The sequence below is a fragment of the Marinactinospora endophytica genome (genome assembly GCF_054780875.1).
Genome location: NZ_BAAGVM010000007.1, coordinates 120,326 through 136,954 on the forward strand (window position 1 = coordinate 120,326; position 16,629 = coordinate 136,954).

The 16,629-nt window shown below is 71.7% G+C and carries 15 protein-coding genes and 1 pseudogene; 4 read left to right on the plus strand and 12 right to left on the minus strand.

The window, feature by feature from the left end; translation table 11 throughout:
* Positions 1–154: 154 nt before the first annotated feature.
* Entirely contained in the window at positions 155–1,075 is a 921-nt protein-coding gene (locus ACYVHU_RS14920) for a Gfo/Idh/MocA family protein (protein WP_235000964.1), read from the plus strand.
* 75 nt (positions 1,076–1,150) lie between these two features.
* Here ACYVHU_RS14920 and ACYVHU_RS14925 read toward each other — a convergent pair whose 3' ends face one another.
* From ACYVHU_RS14925 to ACYVHU_RS14975, 11 genes and pseudogenes are all read right to left on the minus strand, one after another.
* Positions 1,151–1,693 carry an NUDIX hydrolase gene (locus ACYVHU_RS14925; protein ID WP_498948794.1) on the minus strand — a complete coding sequence of 181 codons (543 nt, stop codon included), beginning with the start codon at positions 1,691–1,693 and terminating at the stop codon, positions 1,151–1,153.
* The gene (locus tag ACYVHU_RS14930; protein ID WP_078761954.1) at positions 1,690–2,205 is read right to left on the minus strand and encodes an NUDIX hydrolase; all 516 of its coding nucleotides are present in this window, start codon (positions 2,203–2,205) and stop codon (positions 1,690–1,692) included. The genes ACYVHU_RS14925 and ACYVHU_RS14930 overlap by 4 nt, the downstream gene beginning before the upstream one ends.
* A complete protein-coding gene (locus tag ACYVHU_RS14935) occupies positions 2,202–4,070 on the minus strand; it encodes an ABC transporter ATP-binding protein (RefSeq protein WP_078762074.1) in 1,869 nt (622 codons plus the stop codon). The genes ACYVHU_RS14930 and ACYVHU_RS14935 overlap by 4 nt, the downstream gene beginning before the upstream one ends.
* A gap of 425 nt (positions 4,071–4,495) precedes the next feature.
* Positions 4,496–4,879 (minus strand): hypothetical protein, encoded by a 384-nt coding sequence (locus tag ACYVHU_RS14940; protein WP_498948859.1) that lies wholly within the window; start codon positions 4,877–4,879, stop codon positions 4,496–4,498.
* A 367-nt stretch (positions 4,880–5,246) separates the two neighbouring features.
* Positions 5,247–5,957, minus strand: a pseudogene (locus ACYVHU_RS14945) (pyridoxal phosphate-dependent decarboxylase family protein); the annotation flags it as partial.
* A gap of 18 nt (positions 5,958–5,975) precedes the next feature.
* Entirely contained in the window at positions 5,976–7,340 is a 1,365-nt protein-coding gene (locus tag ACYVHU_RS14950; protein ID WP_078761952.1) for an MFS transporter, read from the minus strand.
* A 6-nt stretch (positions 7,341–7,346) separates the two neighbouring features.
* Complete coding sequence (locus ACYVHU_RS14955; protein WP_078761951.1) at positions 7,347–8,003, minus strand: GNAT family N-acetyltransferase; 657 nt, start codon at positions 8,001–8,003, stop codon at positions 7,347–7,349.
* Positions 8,004–8,129: 126 nt separating this feature from the next.
* The gene (locus ACYVHU_RS14960; RefSeq protein ID WP_078761950.1) at positions 8,130–9,410 is read right to left on the minus strand and encodes a dihydrolipoamide acetyltransferase family protein; all 1,281 of its coding nucleotides are present in this window, start codon (positions 9,408–9,410) and stop codon (positions 8,130–8,132) included.
* A gap of 16 nt (positions 9,411–9,426) precedes the next feature.
* Complete coding sequence (locus ACYVHU_RS14965) at positions 9,427–10,425, minus strand: alpha-ketoacid dehydrogenase subunit beta (protein ID WP_078761949.1); 999 nt, start codon at positions 10,423–10,425, stop codon at positions 9,427–9,429.
* A gap of 13 nt (positions 10,426–10,438) precedes the next feature.
* Positions 10,439–11,542, minus strand: a complete 1,104-nt coding sequence (gene pdhA / locus ACYVHU_RS14970) for a pyruvate dehydrogenase (acetyl-transferring) E1 component subunit alpha (RefSeq protein WP_078761948.1) — start codon at positions 11,540–11,542, stop codon at positions 10,439–10,441.
* 273 nt (positions 11,543–11,815) lie between these two features.
* Entirely contained in the window at positions 11,816–12,493 is a 678-nt protein-coding gene (locus tag ACYVHU_RS14975) for a GntR family transcriptional regulator (RefSeq protein WP_078761947.1), read from the minus strand.
* A gap of 545 nt (positions 12,494–13,038) precedes the next feature.
* Between ACYVHU_RS14975 and ACYVHU_RS14980 the strand changes: the two genes are divergently transcribed.
* The 3 genes from ACYVHU_RS14980 to ACYVHU_RS14990 all read left to right on the plus strand — a co-directional run bounded on the left by ACYVHU_RS14980 (position 13,039) and on the right by ACYVHU_RS14990 (position 15,881).
* Positions 13,039–13,896 carry a phosphatase PAP2 family protein gene (locus ACYVHU_RS14980; RefSeq protein ID WP_235000963.1) on the plus strand — a complete coding sequence of 286 codons (858 nt, stop codon included), beginning with the start codon at positions 13,039–13,041 and terminating at the stop codon, positions 13,894–13,896.
* Between the two features lie 445 nt (positions 13,897–14,341).
* Positions 14,342–14,572, plus strand: coding sequence for a hypothetical protein (locus ACYVHU_RS14985; RefSeq protein WP_078761945.1), 231 nt, complete (start codon positions 14,342–14,344; stop codon positions 14,570–14,572).
* Positions 14,573–14,912: 340 nt separating this feature from the next.
* Complete coding sequence (locus tag ACYVHU_RS14990; RefSeq protein WP_078761944.1) at positions 14,913–15,881, plus strand: ferric reductase-like transmembrane domain-containing protein; 969 nt, start codon at positions 14,913–14,915, stop codon at positions 15,879–15,881.
* A gap of 22 nt (positions 15,882–15,903) precedes the next feature.
* Here ACYVHU_RS14990 and ACYVHU_RS14995 read toward each other — a convergent pair whose 3' ends face one another.
* Positions 15,904–16,476: a hypothetical protein gene (locus tag ACYVHU_RS14995; protein WP_078761943.1), complete on the minus strand. Its 573-nt coding sequence runs from the start codon at positions 16,474–16,476 to the stop codon at positions 15,904–15,906.
* Positions 16,477–16,629 lie beyond the last annotated feature (153 nt).

The following is a 16,629-nucleotide window of genomic DNA, read 5'->3' on the forward strand; positions in this document are numbered from 1 at the left end:
ACGCGGATCTCCCGGCCGGTCCGTCCCCGCCTCGCCATCCCCTTCGGGACGGTGCCCGGCCCGTTCCGCCCGTCGGCACGGGAGCGCGGCCCCGTCCGCCCGACGGGCCCACGGGTATGCTGCCGCGGTGGCCACCCAGTGACGAGGAGCGATCGTGGACGGCGGTGACAAGCTGAGGATCGGGATCATCGGGCTGGGCGACATCGCGCGCAAGGCCTACCTGCCCACACTGCTGTCCCGCCCGGGCGTCGACCCGTACCTGATGACCAGGGACGCCACCAAGCTCGCCGGTCTCGCCGAGGCCCATCGGGTTCCCGTGGACCACTGCTTCACCGACCTGGACGCGCTGTTGGAGCGTCCCTTGGACGCGGCGTTCGTGCACGCTCCCACCGATCAGCACGTGTCCATCGCCGAGCGACTGATCGACGAGGGGATCGCGCTCTATGTCGACAAACCGCTCGACTCGACCCTGGAGGGGGCACGGCGCGTGGTCGAGCGTGCCGAACGGGCCGGCGTCACGCTGATGGTCGGCTTCAACCGCAGGTACGCCCCCGGATACGTCAAGGCCCGGGAGGCACCGCGCGACCTCGTCGTGCTCCAGAAGAACCAGCCGGGTATCCCCGGCTCTCCCCGCACCGTGGTCTACGACGACTTCATCCACGTGGTCGACACGCTGCGCTTTCTGGCGCCGGGGGAGATCCGGCGGGCCGATGTCACGGCGCGGGTCGAGGCGGGGGACCTGCACCACGTCACACTGCGGCTGGCGGGGGACGGGTTCACACTGCTCGGCCTCATGAGCCGGTTCGGCGGGGCCAAGGAGGAACGGCTGGAGGTCACCGGCGGCGGTCGCAAGCGCGTGGTGATCGGGCTGGCCGAGGAGATCGACCACGACGGCGGGACCACCGTGACACGGCGCGGCGACTGGACCCCGGTGGCCCGCCAGCGCGGTATCGAGCAGGCGTGCTCCGTGTTCCTCGACGCGGTGCGCGAGGGACGCCCGCTCGACGCCCGGGACGCGCTGCGCACGCATGAGCTATGCGAGCGCGTCGTCGTCGCGATCGAAGCGGAGGGGTAGTCCCACGGCGGCCGCGCGCCGTGGAACCACTCCGCGGGCGGTGGCGACCGGAGGCCCCGTCGGCTCACCGACTCCTCACTGCGTCGTCGGAGGGGCCGCGGTGTCGGCGGCAGGGAACAGCGCGCGGAGTTCGTCGACGCTGGCGACGATCCACGCGCGCAACGCCGCCGGCCGAAGGTCGACGCCCCCGATGGCCTCGGCGGTGAACGGCACGTGCACCACCTCGTGCCGTCCGTTGCCGGCGTGGAACTCCGGGCCGTAGCGCTCCTCGGGACGCATGTCCCGCAGCAGGCAGGCGAACAGGTGCTGCCGGTGGAGCCGGCCGTCCTCGTGGCGGACCACGACGGAGGTGAGCGGGGTGAAACGGGTGGCGACCGCCCGCAGCTCCTCGTCGAGTTCGCGCCGCAGGGCCTCCAGGCGGGTCTCGCCGGGCTCGATCCCCCCGCCGGGCAGGCTCCAGTAGACCGGGTGGTCCGCGATCACCCGACGGAACAGCACCACCGACCCGCGACCGTCGAACAGCAGGGCGCGGACCCGCTCGCGGTCGACCACCGGCCCCTCCGGCCGGCCCGCCGGCCACGTCGCCTCGTGGCCGGCGGTGGGTTCGCCGGGGGTCATGGCACCTGGAGGTCAGGCCGGCGGATCATGGTGACCTCGTCGGTGTCGAGCAGTTTGTCGATCAGTTCCTCGTCGTAGTCGGCGAGGCCGACGTCGTTGAGGATCCGCATGTCGGTGGGGTGGGGCAGGATCTCGTCGGGACGGGCCTGGCAGATCCCCGAGATCTCCTCGGGGTCGAACGCGAACCCCTCGCGCACCACGCTCGGCTCGGACGCCCGGTAGACGTGCAACCGGAACGCGTAGGGTTCGTCCTTGAAGCGTCCGTACAGGTCGTAGACCCCGCAGGGCGCGAGCGCGCCGGCGTCCACCCCCGCCTCCTCGGCGGCCTCGCGCCGAGCGGCCTGCTCGGGGGTCTCACCGGGGTCGATGTACCCGCCGGGCAGCAGCCAGTGCCCGATGTAGGCGCCGCAGTTCTGCAGCACGAACGTCAGGGTCCCGTCGGGGCCGGGAACGATGGCCACGGCGGTCATGATCATCTCGGTCTCGCTGGACTGGTTCGAGGCGACCGTCATGCGGAGGAGTCCGTCCTTTCGTGGTGGGCCGATGGTCGGGTGACCGAGGGAGCGGCCGGCCGGCCGCCCGCCGGGTCGATATCGGCGTGGTAGGCGCTCGCCTGCAATCCGTACAGGCTCGCGTAGTGCCCACCTTGGCGCATCAGCTCCTCGTGTGTGCCCTGTTCGATGACACGGCCGTGATCGAGCACGTAGATGCGGTCCGCCAGACGCACCGAGGCGAGCCGGTGGGTGATGAGCACGACCGTGCGCCCGGAATCGGCGGCGACGTGCCGGCCGATCGACTCGAACAGACGGTGCTCGGCGCGCGCGTCCAGCGCCGCGGTCGGCTCGTCGCAGATGAGCAGGGGTGCGTCACGGTAGAAGCCGCGGGCCGCGGCGACACGCTGCCACTGGCCGCCGGACAGCTCGTGACCGTCGGCGAACCTGCGGTCGAGCAGGGTCTGCCAGCCGTGGGGGAGCTCGGCGACCACCGCGTCGGCGCCCGAGAGCGCCGCCGCGCGTTCGAGGCGCGCGGGGTCGTCGTCGTTGCTCATGACGACGTTGCGCCGTGCCGTCATCGGCCAGTGGGTGTGGTCCTGGGCGATGACGGCGATCCGGTCGCGCAGCGTGTCGGGATCGACGTCGGCCAGATCGGTGCCGTCCCAGCACACGCGCCCGGACCGGGGCGAGTAGAGGCCGGCGAGCAGCTTGGACAGGGTGGTCTTGCCCGATCCGTTCTCGCCGACCAGGGCGATCACCTCGCCGCGGCGGATCTCGACGGTCACCCCGTCCAGGGCGGGGGTGTCCTGGCCGGGGTAGTGGAAGACGACGTCCTCGACGGAGATCCGGTCGAATTCGGCGGGCGCGGTCAGCGAGGCCGGTGCGGGGAGGTGGGCGCGGGCCGACGCGCAGAACTCGACGTAGTCGTTGAAGTACAGCCCCGACTCGTAACAGCTGTTGATCGCCACGATCGTGCTGGCCAGCGCGGACTGGCCGCTGCGGATGGCGATCACGGCGGTTCCGGCCACGGCGAGCGGCATGCCGCCGGTGACCAGCAGCGTGGCCAGGGCGACGTAGACGACGACGGTCGCCGCGCCGGTCGCGGCCTCGCCACCGGCCCGTACCAGCGCCTGGCGCCGGGCCAGGCGCAGGTGGGCGTCGCGCTCGTAGCGGGCGACCCGGTCGAAGTCGTCGAGCAGCAGGTCGCGCATGGTGAACGAACGCACCTCGGCGGCCGTCTCGCGTTCGGCGAGCAGGTCGGAGATCATCCACTTGCGGCGGTGCCGGTCCGACAGCGCGACGAGCAGGGCGTGGCGCATGCGCGCGGCCCTGCCCGCGGCCCACCCCTCGGGGAGGACCGCCAGCAGGAGCAGGGGCAGCAGCACCGGGTGCAGCACGCCCAGGACGCCGGCGGCCGAGACGAGACCGGTGACACCGGTCAGCACGTTCACGGTGTGGGAGACCACGTACTGGGCCTCGCGGATCCCGCGCAGACGGGCGCGGTGGGCCGCGTCGTGGAAGGCGGGGTCGTCGAAGGCGACCAGGTCGATCCGTCCGGTCAGCCGGAGCAGCCGCAGTTCGGCGATCCGCTCGACCTGGGGTTCCAGCCGCGACTGGGTCCAGCCGGCGGCCGAGGACAGGGCCCCGCGCAACGCCGCCGAGCCCGCCACCAGGATCAGTGACGGGGCCGCGGCGCGGACCCGGTCGGGGGTGGGGCCGGAGGCGAACAGCTCCTCCAGTACGCCGGCGGTGGCGACCAGCGCGATCGCGGTGAACACCCCGGCGGCCAGGTTGAGGGCGATGGTCGCGGCGGTGTCGAGGGGACTGGCCGTCCAGGCCAGCCGGACCGCCTGGCCCACCAGCGTGGGCAGTCTTCGGACCATCCCGGTCCAACGGGCCGAGGCCAGCTCGTCGTCGTGGGTCCGCCACCAGCGGGTGGCGAGGGCCGGGGGAGTCTCGTGCTGCTCACCGTCCGGTGCCGAGCCGTCGGGTGAGGACCCCTCTTCGCCGTTGGCGGGGCCGTCGTCGGGAGGGGCGGTGCGTCGGGTGCCGTGGGTCACGGGGACCTCCTGGATCGCTGTTACCGGTGCCCAGATCCTCCGCGCGGCCGGTGACAAAGCGCGGTCGGTTGGGCACCGTTGGAATTCCAACCGTCCGATGCCCGACCCGGCCGGGGCGGGGCCGACGCGGCACGGTGAACGTCGCCGCTGGTCGCGCCTGTGTCGCGGGCACTCCGGGCCTGTCCCGCCGGCGGTGCCCGGTGGACCGATCCCTGGTCCGCGTGCGTGGGCCGGGACCGGGAGGCGGCTCAGGCGCCCGAGGCCGAGAAGAGGGAGCCGACGAACTCCACCAGGAAGAGTTCCTTCAGCTCCTGGGGAGCCGCGTCGAGCAGCGCCAACACCGGCGCCGATCGTGCCGGCACCCCCTCCCCGGGGACGATGCCGGCGGCGGCCAGGACCGCCGCCATGTCCTCGGGGCCGAGTTCCGCCGGATTCAGCGCGGCGATCGCCTCCGCCACGTCGGGATCGGGGTCGGGCGAGGGGAGGTCCGCCGCCACGCGCACCGCCTCGGCCAGGTCGGCGAGCATGTCCGCGGCACGCGGCCCGGTGGCCGGTGTGACCGTCAGGTGAAGGGTGCGGTTCAACCCGCCGAAGGACAGCTGCGGCTGGAGGAACCAGCCGCGCTCCCGCATCTCGTCCGCGACGTTCAGGGGGTCCGTGATGTCGCTGGCCACGCACACCAGGGTCGAGGCGGGGCTGCCCAGGACGCGCAGCCCGTCGATCCGTTCCACCCCCGCCACCACGGCCTCGGTGGCGCGCAGCGCGGCGGCGGCCAGGTCCGCGTACCCGTCGTCCCCGACGTGCCGCAGTACCGCCCAGGCCGAGGCCAGCAGCCCGGCCGACCTGCTTCCCAGGATGGTGGGGTTCACGACGGGATACCCCGGCCAGGCCGCCGAGGCGAAGTACTGGTGGCGCCGCAGCGCGGCGTCGCGGTACAGCACCACGGAGGCGCCCTTGTCGGCGAAACCGTACTTGTGCAGGTCGCTTGTCGGCGAAACCGTACTTGTGCAGGTCGACGGAGAGGGACTGGACACCGGGCACGGACAGGTCGAAGGGGGCGATGTCGCGGCCGAGCCGTCGCAGGTAGGGCAGGACCATGCCGCCCACGCAGGCGTCCACGTGGCACCACACACCGCGTTCGCGCGCCAGGGCGGCGATGTCGGCGACCGGGTCCAACACTCCGTGGGCGTAGGAGGGGGCCGAGGCGACCACGAGCGCGGTCCGCTCGCCGACGGCCCCGGCCATGTCGCGGGGGTCGGGGGTGAGCGTCACGGGGTCCACGGGGACCGTGACGACCCGCAGTCCGAGGTAGTGGGCCGCCTTGCGGAACGCGACGTGCGCGGTGGCGGGCAGCACGATCGCGGGGTCGGTGAGGCCCCGGGTGGCGCGGGCGTGGTCGCGCGCGGCCTTCACCGCCAGGAGGATGGACTCGGTGCCACCGCTGGTGAAGGAGCCACGAGTCGCGTCGTCCCCGCCGAGCAGCCGGGCGGCGAACGCCACGACATCGTTCTCCAGCCGGACCACGCTGGGGAACACGGTCATGTCGAGGGCGTTGACGGTCGCGAACGTCGCGTAGGCGCGTGCCGCCAGGTCGTCCAGGCCGGGAAGCCCGGCCTCGTACACGTAGGCGAACGTGCGTCCGCCGCGGGTCGGGGCGTCGTGCGCGCGTAGGCGGGTGAGCTCGGCCAGGATCTCGTCGTCACTGGGCATGGGGCGCTCTCCGGTGTTTCACGTGGAACCTTCACGGGTGCCGGCCAGAAGGGCGGTCAGCCGTTCCTCGGTGAGGTCGTAACACCGCACGAACGGCAGGCTCACGCCGATCAGGGCGGCCGGTAGCAGGCTCATTCCGATGACGATCCCGGCCAGGGCGCTCGATGACTGGAGCACCTGGACGGCCGCGTCGGAGGAGACGAACCCGCCGAGCGCGAGGACGAGGGCGTAGATCCCGCTGCCGGCCGCCATGGCCAGCGTCTCGCCCGCCGTCCACAGCCCTGTGAACAGGCCGGCGCGGCGCCGTCCCGACACCGCGGCGTCCAGGGCGAGCGTGTCGGTCAACATCGCGAACGGCAGCATCTGGGTCCCGGCGTAACCGATCCCGACCACGGCCACGCAGCCGTAGGCGTAGGAGGCCGCCCAGGCGGCGGGGAGAAGCGGGGTGGCGGCGATCGCCGCGGCTCCGACCAGGAAGAACCCGGCCGCGGCGAACAGGCAGGAGCGTTTTCCACGCCGGCGGGAGGCGCGTAGCCACAGCGGCATCGTCACGATGAGCGGACCGACCAGGCAGACGAAGAGCGGGGTGACGGCCGAGGCAGCCCCCAGCGTGTAGGTCGCGAAGTAGGGCGCGCCGGCCAGCATGATCCCCGCGGGGATCGCCTGGAGGACGAACGCGCAGAACAGGAGGGCGAAGGGGCGGTTGGACCGGGCGGCGGCGATCCGCTCCCGGAGCCGCCCCTCCGACTCCAGACGGCCGGTCAGGGGGGCGCGGCGGGTGCCGAGGAACGCCGCGAGCGTGCCCACCAGCAGGAGGCCGCCCACCGCGATCCCCATGAGCCGGTACCCCTCCGCGGTTCCGCCCTGGCTCTGCGCGATCGCGGGGGCGACGGCCCCCGAGAGCAGGATCGCCACGCCGAGGAAGGCCATGCGCCACGACATCAGCAGGGAGCGTTCACCGGGGTCGTCGGTCATCTCCGCGGGCATCGCCACGTAGGGCACCTGGAACACCGCGAACGCGGTCGCCGCGACCAGGAAGGCCACCGCCACGTACAGGGCCGCGCCCGTCCCGTCCAGCGGTGGGGCCAGGAAGACCGCAGCGAACGACACCGGCAGGGTGAGCGCCCCGGCCAGCAGCCACGGCCGGCGGGGACCCAGGCGCGAACGGGTGCGGTCGGACAGCCCGCCGATCCAGGGGTTGGCGAGGACGTCCCAGGCCTTGGGGAGGAACACCACGAGCGCGGCCACCCCCGCGGAGACCGCCAGCACGTCGGTGAGGTAGTACAGCAGCACCAGGCCGGGAACCGTGGCGAAGGAACCCGTCACCAGGGAACCCAGGCCGTAACCCACGTGGACGGAACGGGGGAGGGGCGGGGAGGCCATGCGGCATTAGAACACGCCGCGCGACCGCTCCTCCAGGGATCCGGCGACCTTGTCCGCGCGTGGTCGCCGCAGCATGCACCACACGCGCGGCGCGTCACCGGGGAGCGCGACCTCGGCCGTCACCTCGAAGCCGAGGCTCCGGTAGAAACCGACGTTGCCCTCGTCCGCGGTCTCGAGGAAGGCCGGATGGCCGCTCGCCTCGGCCGCGGCGATCCCCGGGGCCAGGACGGCGCGTCCCAGACCGCTGCCCTGGTCCGCGCGCCGCACCCCGACCGTGGCGAGGAACCAGCAGGGCTCCTGCGGGCGGTGCGGGGCCAGGAGCTCCTCGGCCCGGGCCATGACGGCGCCGCGGTCGCCGTGCAGTTCCACCAGTTCCGCAGCGGTGAACAGCTCCTCGGGCAGGGCGACATCGGGCAGGGTCCACACGGCCACGGCGGCACCGTCGCGGGCCACCCACACACGGCCGTGGGGAAGCCCGACCCGTTCGGCGTAGTAGAGCTGCACCGCCCGCAGTCGGCGTTCGTAGTCGTCGGCGGGCAGCACCCAGCGGGTCCACCGGTAGTCGGCGAAGGCGTCGGCGAGGGTGTCGGCGATGACGGGAAGGTCGTCGGTGGTCGCCTCGCGGACATCGGCGTCGGGGCGGGTGGGCGGATCGAGCGGCACTGCTGTTCTCCCTGTGGTTGTTTCCCCGGACCGTCGACCCGGGGTCGCCGGTCCATGACGACGAAGCCCGCTCCGGCACGCCAGGCGGCCGGAGCGGGCGACGAGGTGATCCAAGCGGTTCCTGTCCTACAGGATGATCCGCATCGGCTCCTCCAGCGTTTCGGCGAGGTCCTTGAGGAAGGCCGCGCCGACCGCGCCGTCGACCGCGCGGTGGTCCACCGACAGCTCCAGCGCGATGGTGTTGCGGGCGACGATCTCGCCGTCGCGCACCACGGCCTCCTGCTTCATCGCGCCCACCGCCAGGATCGCGGCCTCCGGCGGGTTGATGACGGCGGCGAAGCTGTCCACGCCGAACATGCCGAGGTTGCTGACGCTGAACGTGCCGCCGCTCATCTCCTGCGGCTTCAGCTTGCCGTCGCGCGCCTTGGCGGCGAGCTCCTTGGTCTTGGTGGAGATCTCCGACAGCGGGGTCTTGTCCGTGTCGTGCAGGACCGGGACCACCAGTCCAGCGTCGACCGCGACGGCCACGCCGACGTTGATGCGTCCGTGGCGCAGCAGCCGGTCGTCCACCCAGGAGGAGTTGACGGCCGGGTGGCGGCGCAGCGTGGTCGCCACCGCCTTGACGATGAGGTCGTTGAAGCTGATCTTGACGCCGGTGTCCGCCAGACGCTCGTTGACCTCGGCGCGGAACGCCTTGAGCGCTTCGGCGTCGATCGTCCGCCGCAGGTAGAAGTGCGGGACCTCCTGCTTGCTCTGGAGCAGGCGGCGCGCGATCACCTTGCGGACGTTGTTGACCGGCACCTCTTCGGAGTCGCGTCCGTCGTCGTACTTCTCCTGCGGCGCGGCCTGCGGAGCGGGGGCCTTCGGCTGCTCCCGCGGCGCCTCCTGCTGGGCGGGCGCGGAGGCGGACTGCTTCTTGGCGGCGGCCTCGATGTCGGCGCGGACGATCCGGCCCTTGGGACCGGAGCCCTCGATGTCGTCGAGGTTGAGACCGTACTCGCGGGCCAGCCGGCGGGCCAGCGGGGAGGAACGCGGACGCGGCGCGCCGTCGGCCGGACCGGTCGCAGCGCTGGGCTCGGCCTTCTCCTCGGCCTTCGGCTGCTCTTCCGCGGGAGCCTCCTCCTGCGCGGGCGCGGCGTCGCCGGAGCCGGACTCGTCGGGCACGGCGTCGGGGCTGTCGCCGATGACGCCGATCACCGCGCCGATCGGCACGGTCTCGCCCTCGGAGACCGACTGTTTGACGAGGAAGCCCTCCTCGTAGGCCTCGTACTCCATGACGGCCTTGTCGGTCTCGATCTCGACGAGGACGTCGCCGGGGGCCACCTTGTCGCCGACCTTCTTGACCCAGCTACTGATGACGCCTTCCTCCATGGTGTCGGAGAGGCGCGGCATGTAGATCTCAGACATCGTGTGGTTATCCCCTTTATCCGACCCGCCGGCCCACGGCGCTCAGGGTCTCCTTGACGGCGGTGGTGATCGAATCGATCGACGGCAGCGCGGCCGTCTCCAGCGGCTTGGCGTAGGGCATGGGAACCTCGGCCATGGCGACCCGGCGCACCGGGGCGTCCAGGTAGTCGAAGGCGCCCTCCTGGATCGAGGCCGCGATCTCGGCGCCGATGCCGTAGGTCAGCCAGTCGTCCTCGGCGACGACGGCGCAGCCGGTCTTGCGGACCGACTCCACGATGGTGTCGCGGTCCAGCGGGCGCAGGCTGCGCAGGTCGACGACCTCCACGCTGATGCCCTCGGCCGCGAGCTTCTCCGCGACCTGGCCGGCGACCATGGCCATCCGCGAGTAGCCGATCAGCGTGATGTCGGTGCCCTCGCGGGTCACCGCGGCGCGGCCGATCTCGGCGACGCTCTCGTCACCGTCGGGAACCTCGCCCTTGGTGTTGTACAGACCGAGGTTCTCCAGGAACAGGACCGGGTCGTCGTCGCGGATGGCGGCCCGCAGCATCGACGCGGCCTCGGCGGGGGTGCTGGGGGCGAGCACCTTGAGGCCCGGGATGAAGGAGTAGAACAGCTCGATGTTCTGCGAGTGGGTGGCGCCGAGCTGCTGCCCGCCGCCGCCCGGGGTCCGGATGACCATCGGCACGCTGGTCTGACCGCCGAACATGCCGTAGATCTTCGCGGCGTGGTTGATGATCTGGTCGATCGCGATCAGCGAGAAGTTGATCGTCATGATCTCGACGACCGGGCGCAGGCCCAGCATCGCCGCGCCGATCGCGGCGCCGACGAACCCTTCCTCGGCGATCGGGGTGTCGCGCACCCGGCGCTCGCCGAACTCCTTGAGCAGCCCCTCGGTGATCTTGTAGGAGCCTTCGAAGACACCGATCTCCTCACCGAGGAGGAAGACGTTCTCGTCGCGGTGCATCTCCGCGCGGAGCGTGTCGCGCAGTGCCTGGCGGTAAGTGATAACGGACATGACCGCTCCTTCTCTACTCGGCGAAGACCGGGTCGGCGGGCATGCGGCGCGACTCGTTCGGGACGGGGGTGGCGTAGGTGTAGTCGAACAGCGTGGACACCTCGGGGTGCGGGCTGTTCTCGGCGAAGTCGGCGGCGTCGGTCACCTCGTCGCGGACCGAGTCGGCGATCTCCTGCTTGATCTCCTCGGTGAGGATGCCGGCCTCTTCGAGCTGGCGCTCGAACGCGAGGACCGGGTCGTTGGCCTTGGCCTCCTCGGCCTGCTCGGCCGTGCGGTACTTGGCCGGGTCCACGACGGAGTGGCCCTTCATCCGGTAGCTGATCGCCTCGAGCAGGAACGGCTTCTGCTCGGCGCGCGCACGCTCGACGAGGTCGGTGGCGGCGTCGCGGACGGCGAGCACGTCCTGGCCGTCGACGCGCACGCCCTCCATCCGGTAGGACGATCCGCGCTTGTAGAGCTCGGGCTCGGCCGAGGACTTCTCCACGGTGGTGCCCATGCCGGTGAAGTTGTTGACGACCACGAACACGATGGGCAGGTTCCACAGCGCCGCGATGTTGAGCGACTCGTGGAAGGCCCCGATGTTGGTGGTGCCGTCACCCATCTGGCACATGACGACCTCGTCGCCGCCGCGGTAGGAGATGGCGAGCGCGGCGCCGGTGGCCAGGGGGAGCTGGCCGCCCACGATGCCGTAGCCGCCGAGCATCCGGGTCTGGGTGTCGAACATGTGCATCGACCCGCCCCACCCCTTGGACACGCCGGTGGAGCGGCCGTAGAGCTCGGCCATGACGCTGCGCGGGCTGATGCCCTTGCCGATGGCGTAGCCGTGCTCGCGGTAGTTGGTGAAGAGGTAGTCGCGTTCCTGGAGGGCGGTCATGAGGCCGACGATGGTGGCCTCCTCGCCCAGGTTCAGGTGGCAGTAGCCGCCGATACGGGCCTGGGTGTAGGCCTGCGCGGTGCGCTCCTCGAACCGGCGGATGAGCAGCATCTGCCGGTAGTAGTCCAGCAGCGTCTTCGGCTGCTCGTCGGCGATGTTCGGCGCGGTGTCCTTGCGGCTCCGCCGGCGGCCGCCAGTGCTCCTGGCAGTGCCGCCGCCCTTCGGCTTGGCCGTGTCAGCCATGGTGGTGCCTTTCTACGTGCGGGCTCGGCCGGTCCGGGCCGGTGGGTCCGGGGGCCGCTCCGTGACGCGCGGTGGCGCCTCGTCACGGGCCGCGCGCCGGAACCGGGCTCAACGGCGGGCGCGCGGGGTGGCTGCGATGTTCAATGTGAGGTTCGTCGCGCACACTCTACGTACTGATCGATGATCGATCAATACGACTTTAAGGGAGATCCTGGACTTTCCTCGCAGAAGGGGCGGTAATGCGAGAGGGGAGGCGGTCTCCCTCCCGTCGGATCACCCGATGGCGTCCCGTGTCTTCAGCGCGGCCTCGACATAGTTGAGCACGTGGTCGCTGAGCATCCGGCCCACCTCGGGGTCGCGGCGGCGGAACGCCTCGGTGATCTGGTGGTGGTCGGCGGCTTTGGCGTGCAACTCCATGTTCAGCCAGCGCACCGACAGCGCCGTCCACACCTCCACGCCCAGGGACTCCCAGGTGTGCAGCAGCACGCTGTTGCGCGCCGCCCGCACGATCTCGCGATGGAAGTCCACGCTGTGCTTGATCTGCTCCTCGACGTCCCCGTTGGCGGTCGCCCGCTTGAGCTCCTCGACCTCGCGTTCCAGGGGACGGATGTCCTCGGCCAGCCTCGGCGCCGCGAGTTCGGCCGCGACGAGTTCGAGCCCGGCCCGCACGGGGTAGATCTCCGCCATATCCTCGACGCCGAAGTCGCGTACCCGCGCCCCCTTGTTCGGCACCGACTCGATCAGCCGCAGCGTCTCCAGTTCGCGCAGCGCCTCGCGCACGGGCGCCTGGCTCACGTTGAGCTCGGCGGCGATGCGCCGCTCGACGATGCGCTCCCCGGGCTGCCATCGACCGGCCAGCAGGCCGTCGACCAGGACGCGGCGGATCTGTTCCCGTAACGGGTTACGGGCCAGCCGGGAGGAGTCGTCCGGCCTCTCGGGGAGGTCGACCATCGACGGCCTTTCTGCTCGGAGTACGGGGTGGGGGAGGGCATCAACGAGAGTGCCACATCGTGGCGCGTTCACCGGCATGCGGCCGGCCGCCCTCCCGTGTCCCCTCTCCTCCGGCCACCTGGATGAACATGTCGCGCCGATTGGTCGTCCGATGCGCGCCCGGCAGCTGTCCGCGGCGGAAAGTGCGAGGTAGAAGGACCGACTTCAACAGGTCGGGGCATGTCGAGGTGGCCCGGCGCGCTATGCTCTCCTGTCGGAAATGTTCTGAAAAGCAGGCTGCCGCCTCGGGAGGACCGCCCCCAACAACGGTCACCGGAGCGCGGTGGGAGCCACGGTCCGTCGTGGCGCCCGGGAGCCGTCACGATGGCGCTCCTCATGTCGACTTGACGGAACGCGGTATTTCCCGGCTGCGCGGGCGCGTACAAGGGCGCGCCCGTTCCCCAACCCCTACGACCCCACCGAGACAGACCCAGCGGCGAGCCCGTCCCCCTTACGCACGACCGTGCCGCAGGCCAGCCCACACCACGTGAGACAGCACTGAGCACATGATGCACACATCGCGGATCCGGCCCAAGCCGCCAAACCGAGCCGGGCATTCCAACCACGCGTTCCGTCGGTCCGGGTACCCCTCTGGTGGTCCCGTCACCATCTCCAACGGCCCACGTCCCGACAGGGACGGACCCAAGCGGGTCACCTGGCCGACCGTCAGCGAGATCGCCTGGGGACTGGCGTCGGACAAGATCGCCATCCTCCTGGCCGTGGCGCTGGTGACGATGACGGTGCTGTCGGCGGGACCGTTGCACCCTGTCGACAACTTCATCAACACCCTGCCACGCCCCTTCTGGGATGAGATCAGGGTGTTCCTGATCCTATGGCCTGACACGGTCGCCTCGCGATTCGTCGCACTGCCCGTGCTGACCGTCGTGGCACTGCACCTGGCCTACCACCACCGCTCCTGGCGGCCGATCATTCTCGGCGCCGGTGGCGTCTTCGGCATGATCTGCCTGGTCGCCTCGATGAAGCTGCTGCTCGCCCGCAGCCACCCGCGTACCTACGACCCGTCGTTCTTCTCCGAGGGCGGGGTCTCCTTCCCCTCCGGGCACGGCGCGAACGCGATCATGATCTACGGCCTGGTGCTGTTCCTGATCGTCCGCTACCGCGCGGCCCGGCCGCATATCGTGCACCGGCTCGCCTACTGCATCGTCATGATCGCGGTGCTGCAGTCGGTGGTCTCGGCCTACCTGCACTTCCACTGGTTCACCGACCTGGTGACCGGGATGATCGCCGGCGGTTTCGCCCTGCGGTTGACGATCCGGCTGGACCGGATGATCCCCGAGGGACGCACCACGAACTGGTGGCCGTTCCGTCGCCAAGACGACGAGGTTGCGGCGGCCGCCGAATAGCCCCGGAACGCCTCCCACGGCCGTCGCGCATCGCGCGGCGGCCGTTTCCGTGTTCGGGAGGGGCCGCCTCGACACGTGCTCATGCGGGACACAAGAAGGCGGGGCCCGTAGGCCGGCGCCTGAAGGCGCTTCCACACGGACCCCGCTCCACGGTCGCTCGCCCGGAGGGAACCCCCCGTGCCCTCCTGCCCCGAGATCCCCCGATCGGGGCGGCGAACCCCCGGTGACGTCCGGGGGACCCCCATCACCCCGGCTCACCGTGACCGCTCGGCCGTGCTACTACCCCTTGAACAGTGACCAAACATCTTCTTCGGATTTTTTTCGCGCCGGTGTTCCGGCCTGCCGTGAGGTTCCTCCAGCGGTCGCGCGCCGCGGCGTGGCAGCCCTACATTTGGCTACACAGGGAGCCGTTCCGGATGCGCTCCCACACAGACGAGAGGTGCCCGTGTCGATCCTTCAGCCGGACATGAAGCGGATCAGGCTCTCGGTTCCCGCCGACGCCTCCTTCGACGCGGTCCGTGACCTCGACGGTACGGTCGCCGAGGTCGCCGACCCCAAGGACAGGTACCGCTACAAGCGCGACGACTACACGGTCGACTTCGAGGCGACGGGGGAGACCAGCGTCGACGCCGGGGAGGAGATCGAGGTCTTCCGGGCGGTCCGCCTGCACGTGTGATCCGCCGTCGTGTGGGACCGGTCCCACACGGCCGGTGCCGCCGTCCTCGACGTGGACCCCGGTCCCTGAGGCCGGGGTCCACGTGTCGTCACCGGCAGGGCGTGGTCGCGTGGACCCCTCGCCGCCATGGGAACGCGGTCACCTGATCGGCCGCCTCCGCGCCCTCCCCGTCGGCGGGACGCGGGGACCGGGGACGATCCGAGGCCGTGGCGGCCCTCGTGGTGCCGGAAACGCGGGGCGCCGTCGCGGGCCGGGAGAACAGTCTGTACTCCCCCGCCTCGTGTCGGTTACGTTCTCCGTGCGGGGGGACACAGCCACCGACCGGAACGGCGGAGCCGACATGTCCGAACTCGCCTCGCCCCCCACCGACCCGTCCGGCGGACGGCGCCGACCCACCGGGCTGCGCGCCGACCTCCGCGCCGCTATCCCCGACGCGCTGGCCGCCCTGCTCGTCACCGCCACGGTCTTCGTCGTCCTCTACGCGCGGGTGCGCGCCGGGACCTCCGACACCGTCGCCGTCATGCCCTTCCTCGCCGACGCCGACGAGTACTGGATGTACTGGCTCAGCCAGGCCTTCGGCTGGTCCGCCCTGTTGTGGGCGTGGGGCACCGTCGTACTGGGGCTCCTGCTCTCGGGACCCCGGCCGCGCCGACTCGCCACGTCGGTGGCCCGGATCGAACGCCTGCACCGCACCACCTCCCTGAGCGCGATCGCGCTCATGTTCGCCCACGCGCTGATGTTCTTCGCCGAACTGGTCCGCTACGAGGACGAGCTGGGGTGGGCGGCCCGGATCGGCGCGGCCTACCTGGAGACCTTCGTCCCCGGCGGTTACACCAGTGGCACCGGGCAGATCGCCATCCCGATCGGCCAGGCGGCGATGTACCTGGCGCTCCCGTTGGGTCTGATGTTCTACGCGCGCCACCGGATCGGCGCGCGCACGTGGCGCAACCTGCACCGGTTCGTCATCGTCTGCTACGTGCTCGCCGTCTGGCACACCCTGCTGTACGGCACCAACGTCTGGTACGACGGCTGGCCGCGCACGGCCCTGTGGCTCGCCCAGCTCCCCATCGCCGTCCTGCTGCTGGCCCGCCTGCTCCGACCGTCCCGCCGCGGCGAGCGGCTGCGCGCCGGCGGGGGCGACAGGCGGCGCGGCCTCCTGCCCGTCTGGCTGAGGCTGGCCGGGCGCGCCGCGGCCGTCCTGGTGATCGTCGCCCTGGTCGCGGTCGTCGTCACCGGCAGGGACGGCGGGCGCCCGGCGCCGGGCGCCGGGGACGGACACGCCACCCACACCGAAGAGGGGACCGGCTGATCCGCCTGGGGCCGTGGGCGGGTCACAGCGTGTGGACGGCGGGCTCGTCCACCAGCACCGCCTCGTGGACCGACGCCCGTGCCCGGTCCAGGGCGCGCACGGCCTGGCGCAGGCCGTCGATCGCCGTGCGCGCGCCGTCCTCGTCCCGTTGTGGGTCGCGGGCGGCCCCCGCCGCGCAGAGCAGGGCCGAGAGCGCCGCCGCGACGAGCTCGACGGCCCGGAGCAGGCGGTCGCCGCCGGCCGGGGCCGGCCCCGCGGAGTCGCGGTTATGGGCGAGCGAGCCGATGGCCTGGGCCAGCCGGGTGGCCTGCCACTCGACCAGGGCGAACTCCTCGGTCTCACTGCGGACCCCGGCGGCCAGCGTCCGGCTCCGCGCGGTGGCGCCGAACTCGGCGGGGCTGGTCCCGGCGCGGAGCGCGGCACGCTCGGTGTCGATCGCGTTGCGCTCGGCGGCTCCGACGAGCGCGTAGGCCAGGCCCAGAGCCGTCGATCCGTCCCCCGAGCCCTGTCCGGCGCTCGCGGTGACACCGAGCTCGGCCAGCAGCGCCATGACCTGTTCGGTGCTGAGGGGGGTGTCGGCCCGTGTGATCGTCATGGCCACGATCGTAGACAGTCCGAAAAAGCGGAAAATCCGGTCGTGAGGGTTCGCCCTGGTGGGGCGGGGGTGACGTGGACGGCTCCCTGCCTTTCCGTGATCGTTTCGGCGCGCAACGTTAAAGGGAAGGTCGAGGATGGGTAAAGACGGCGT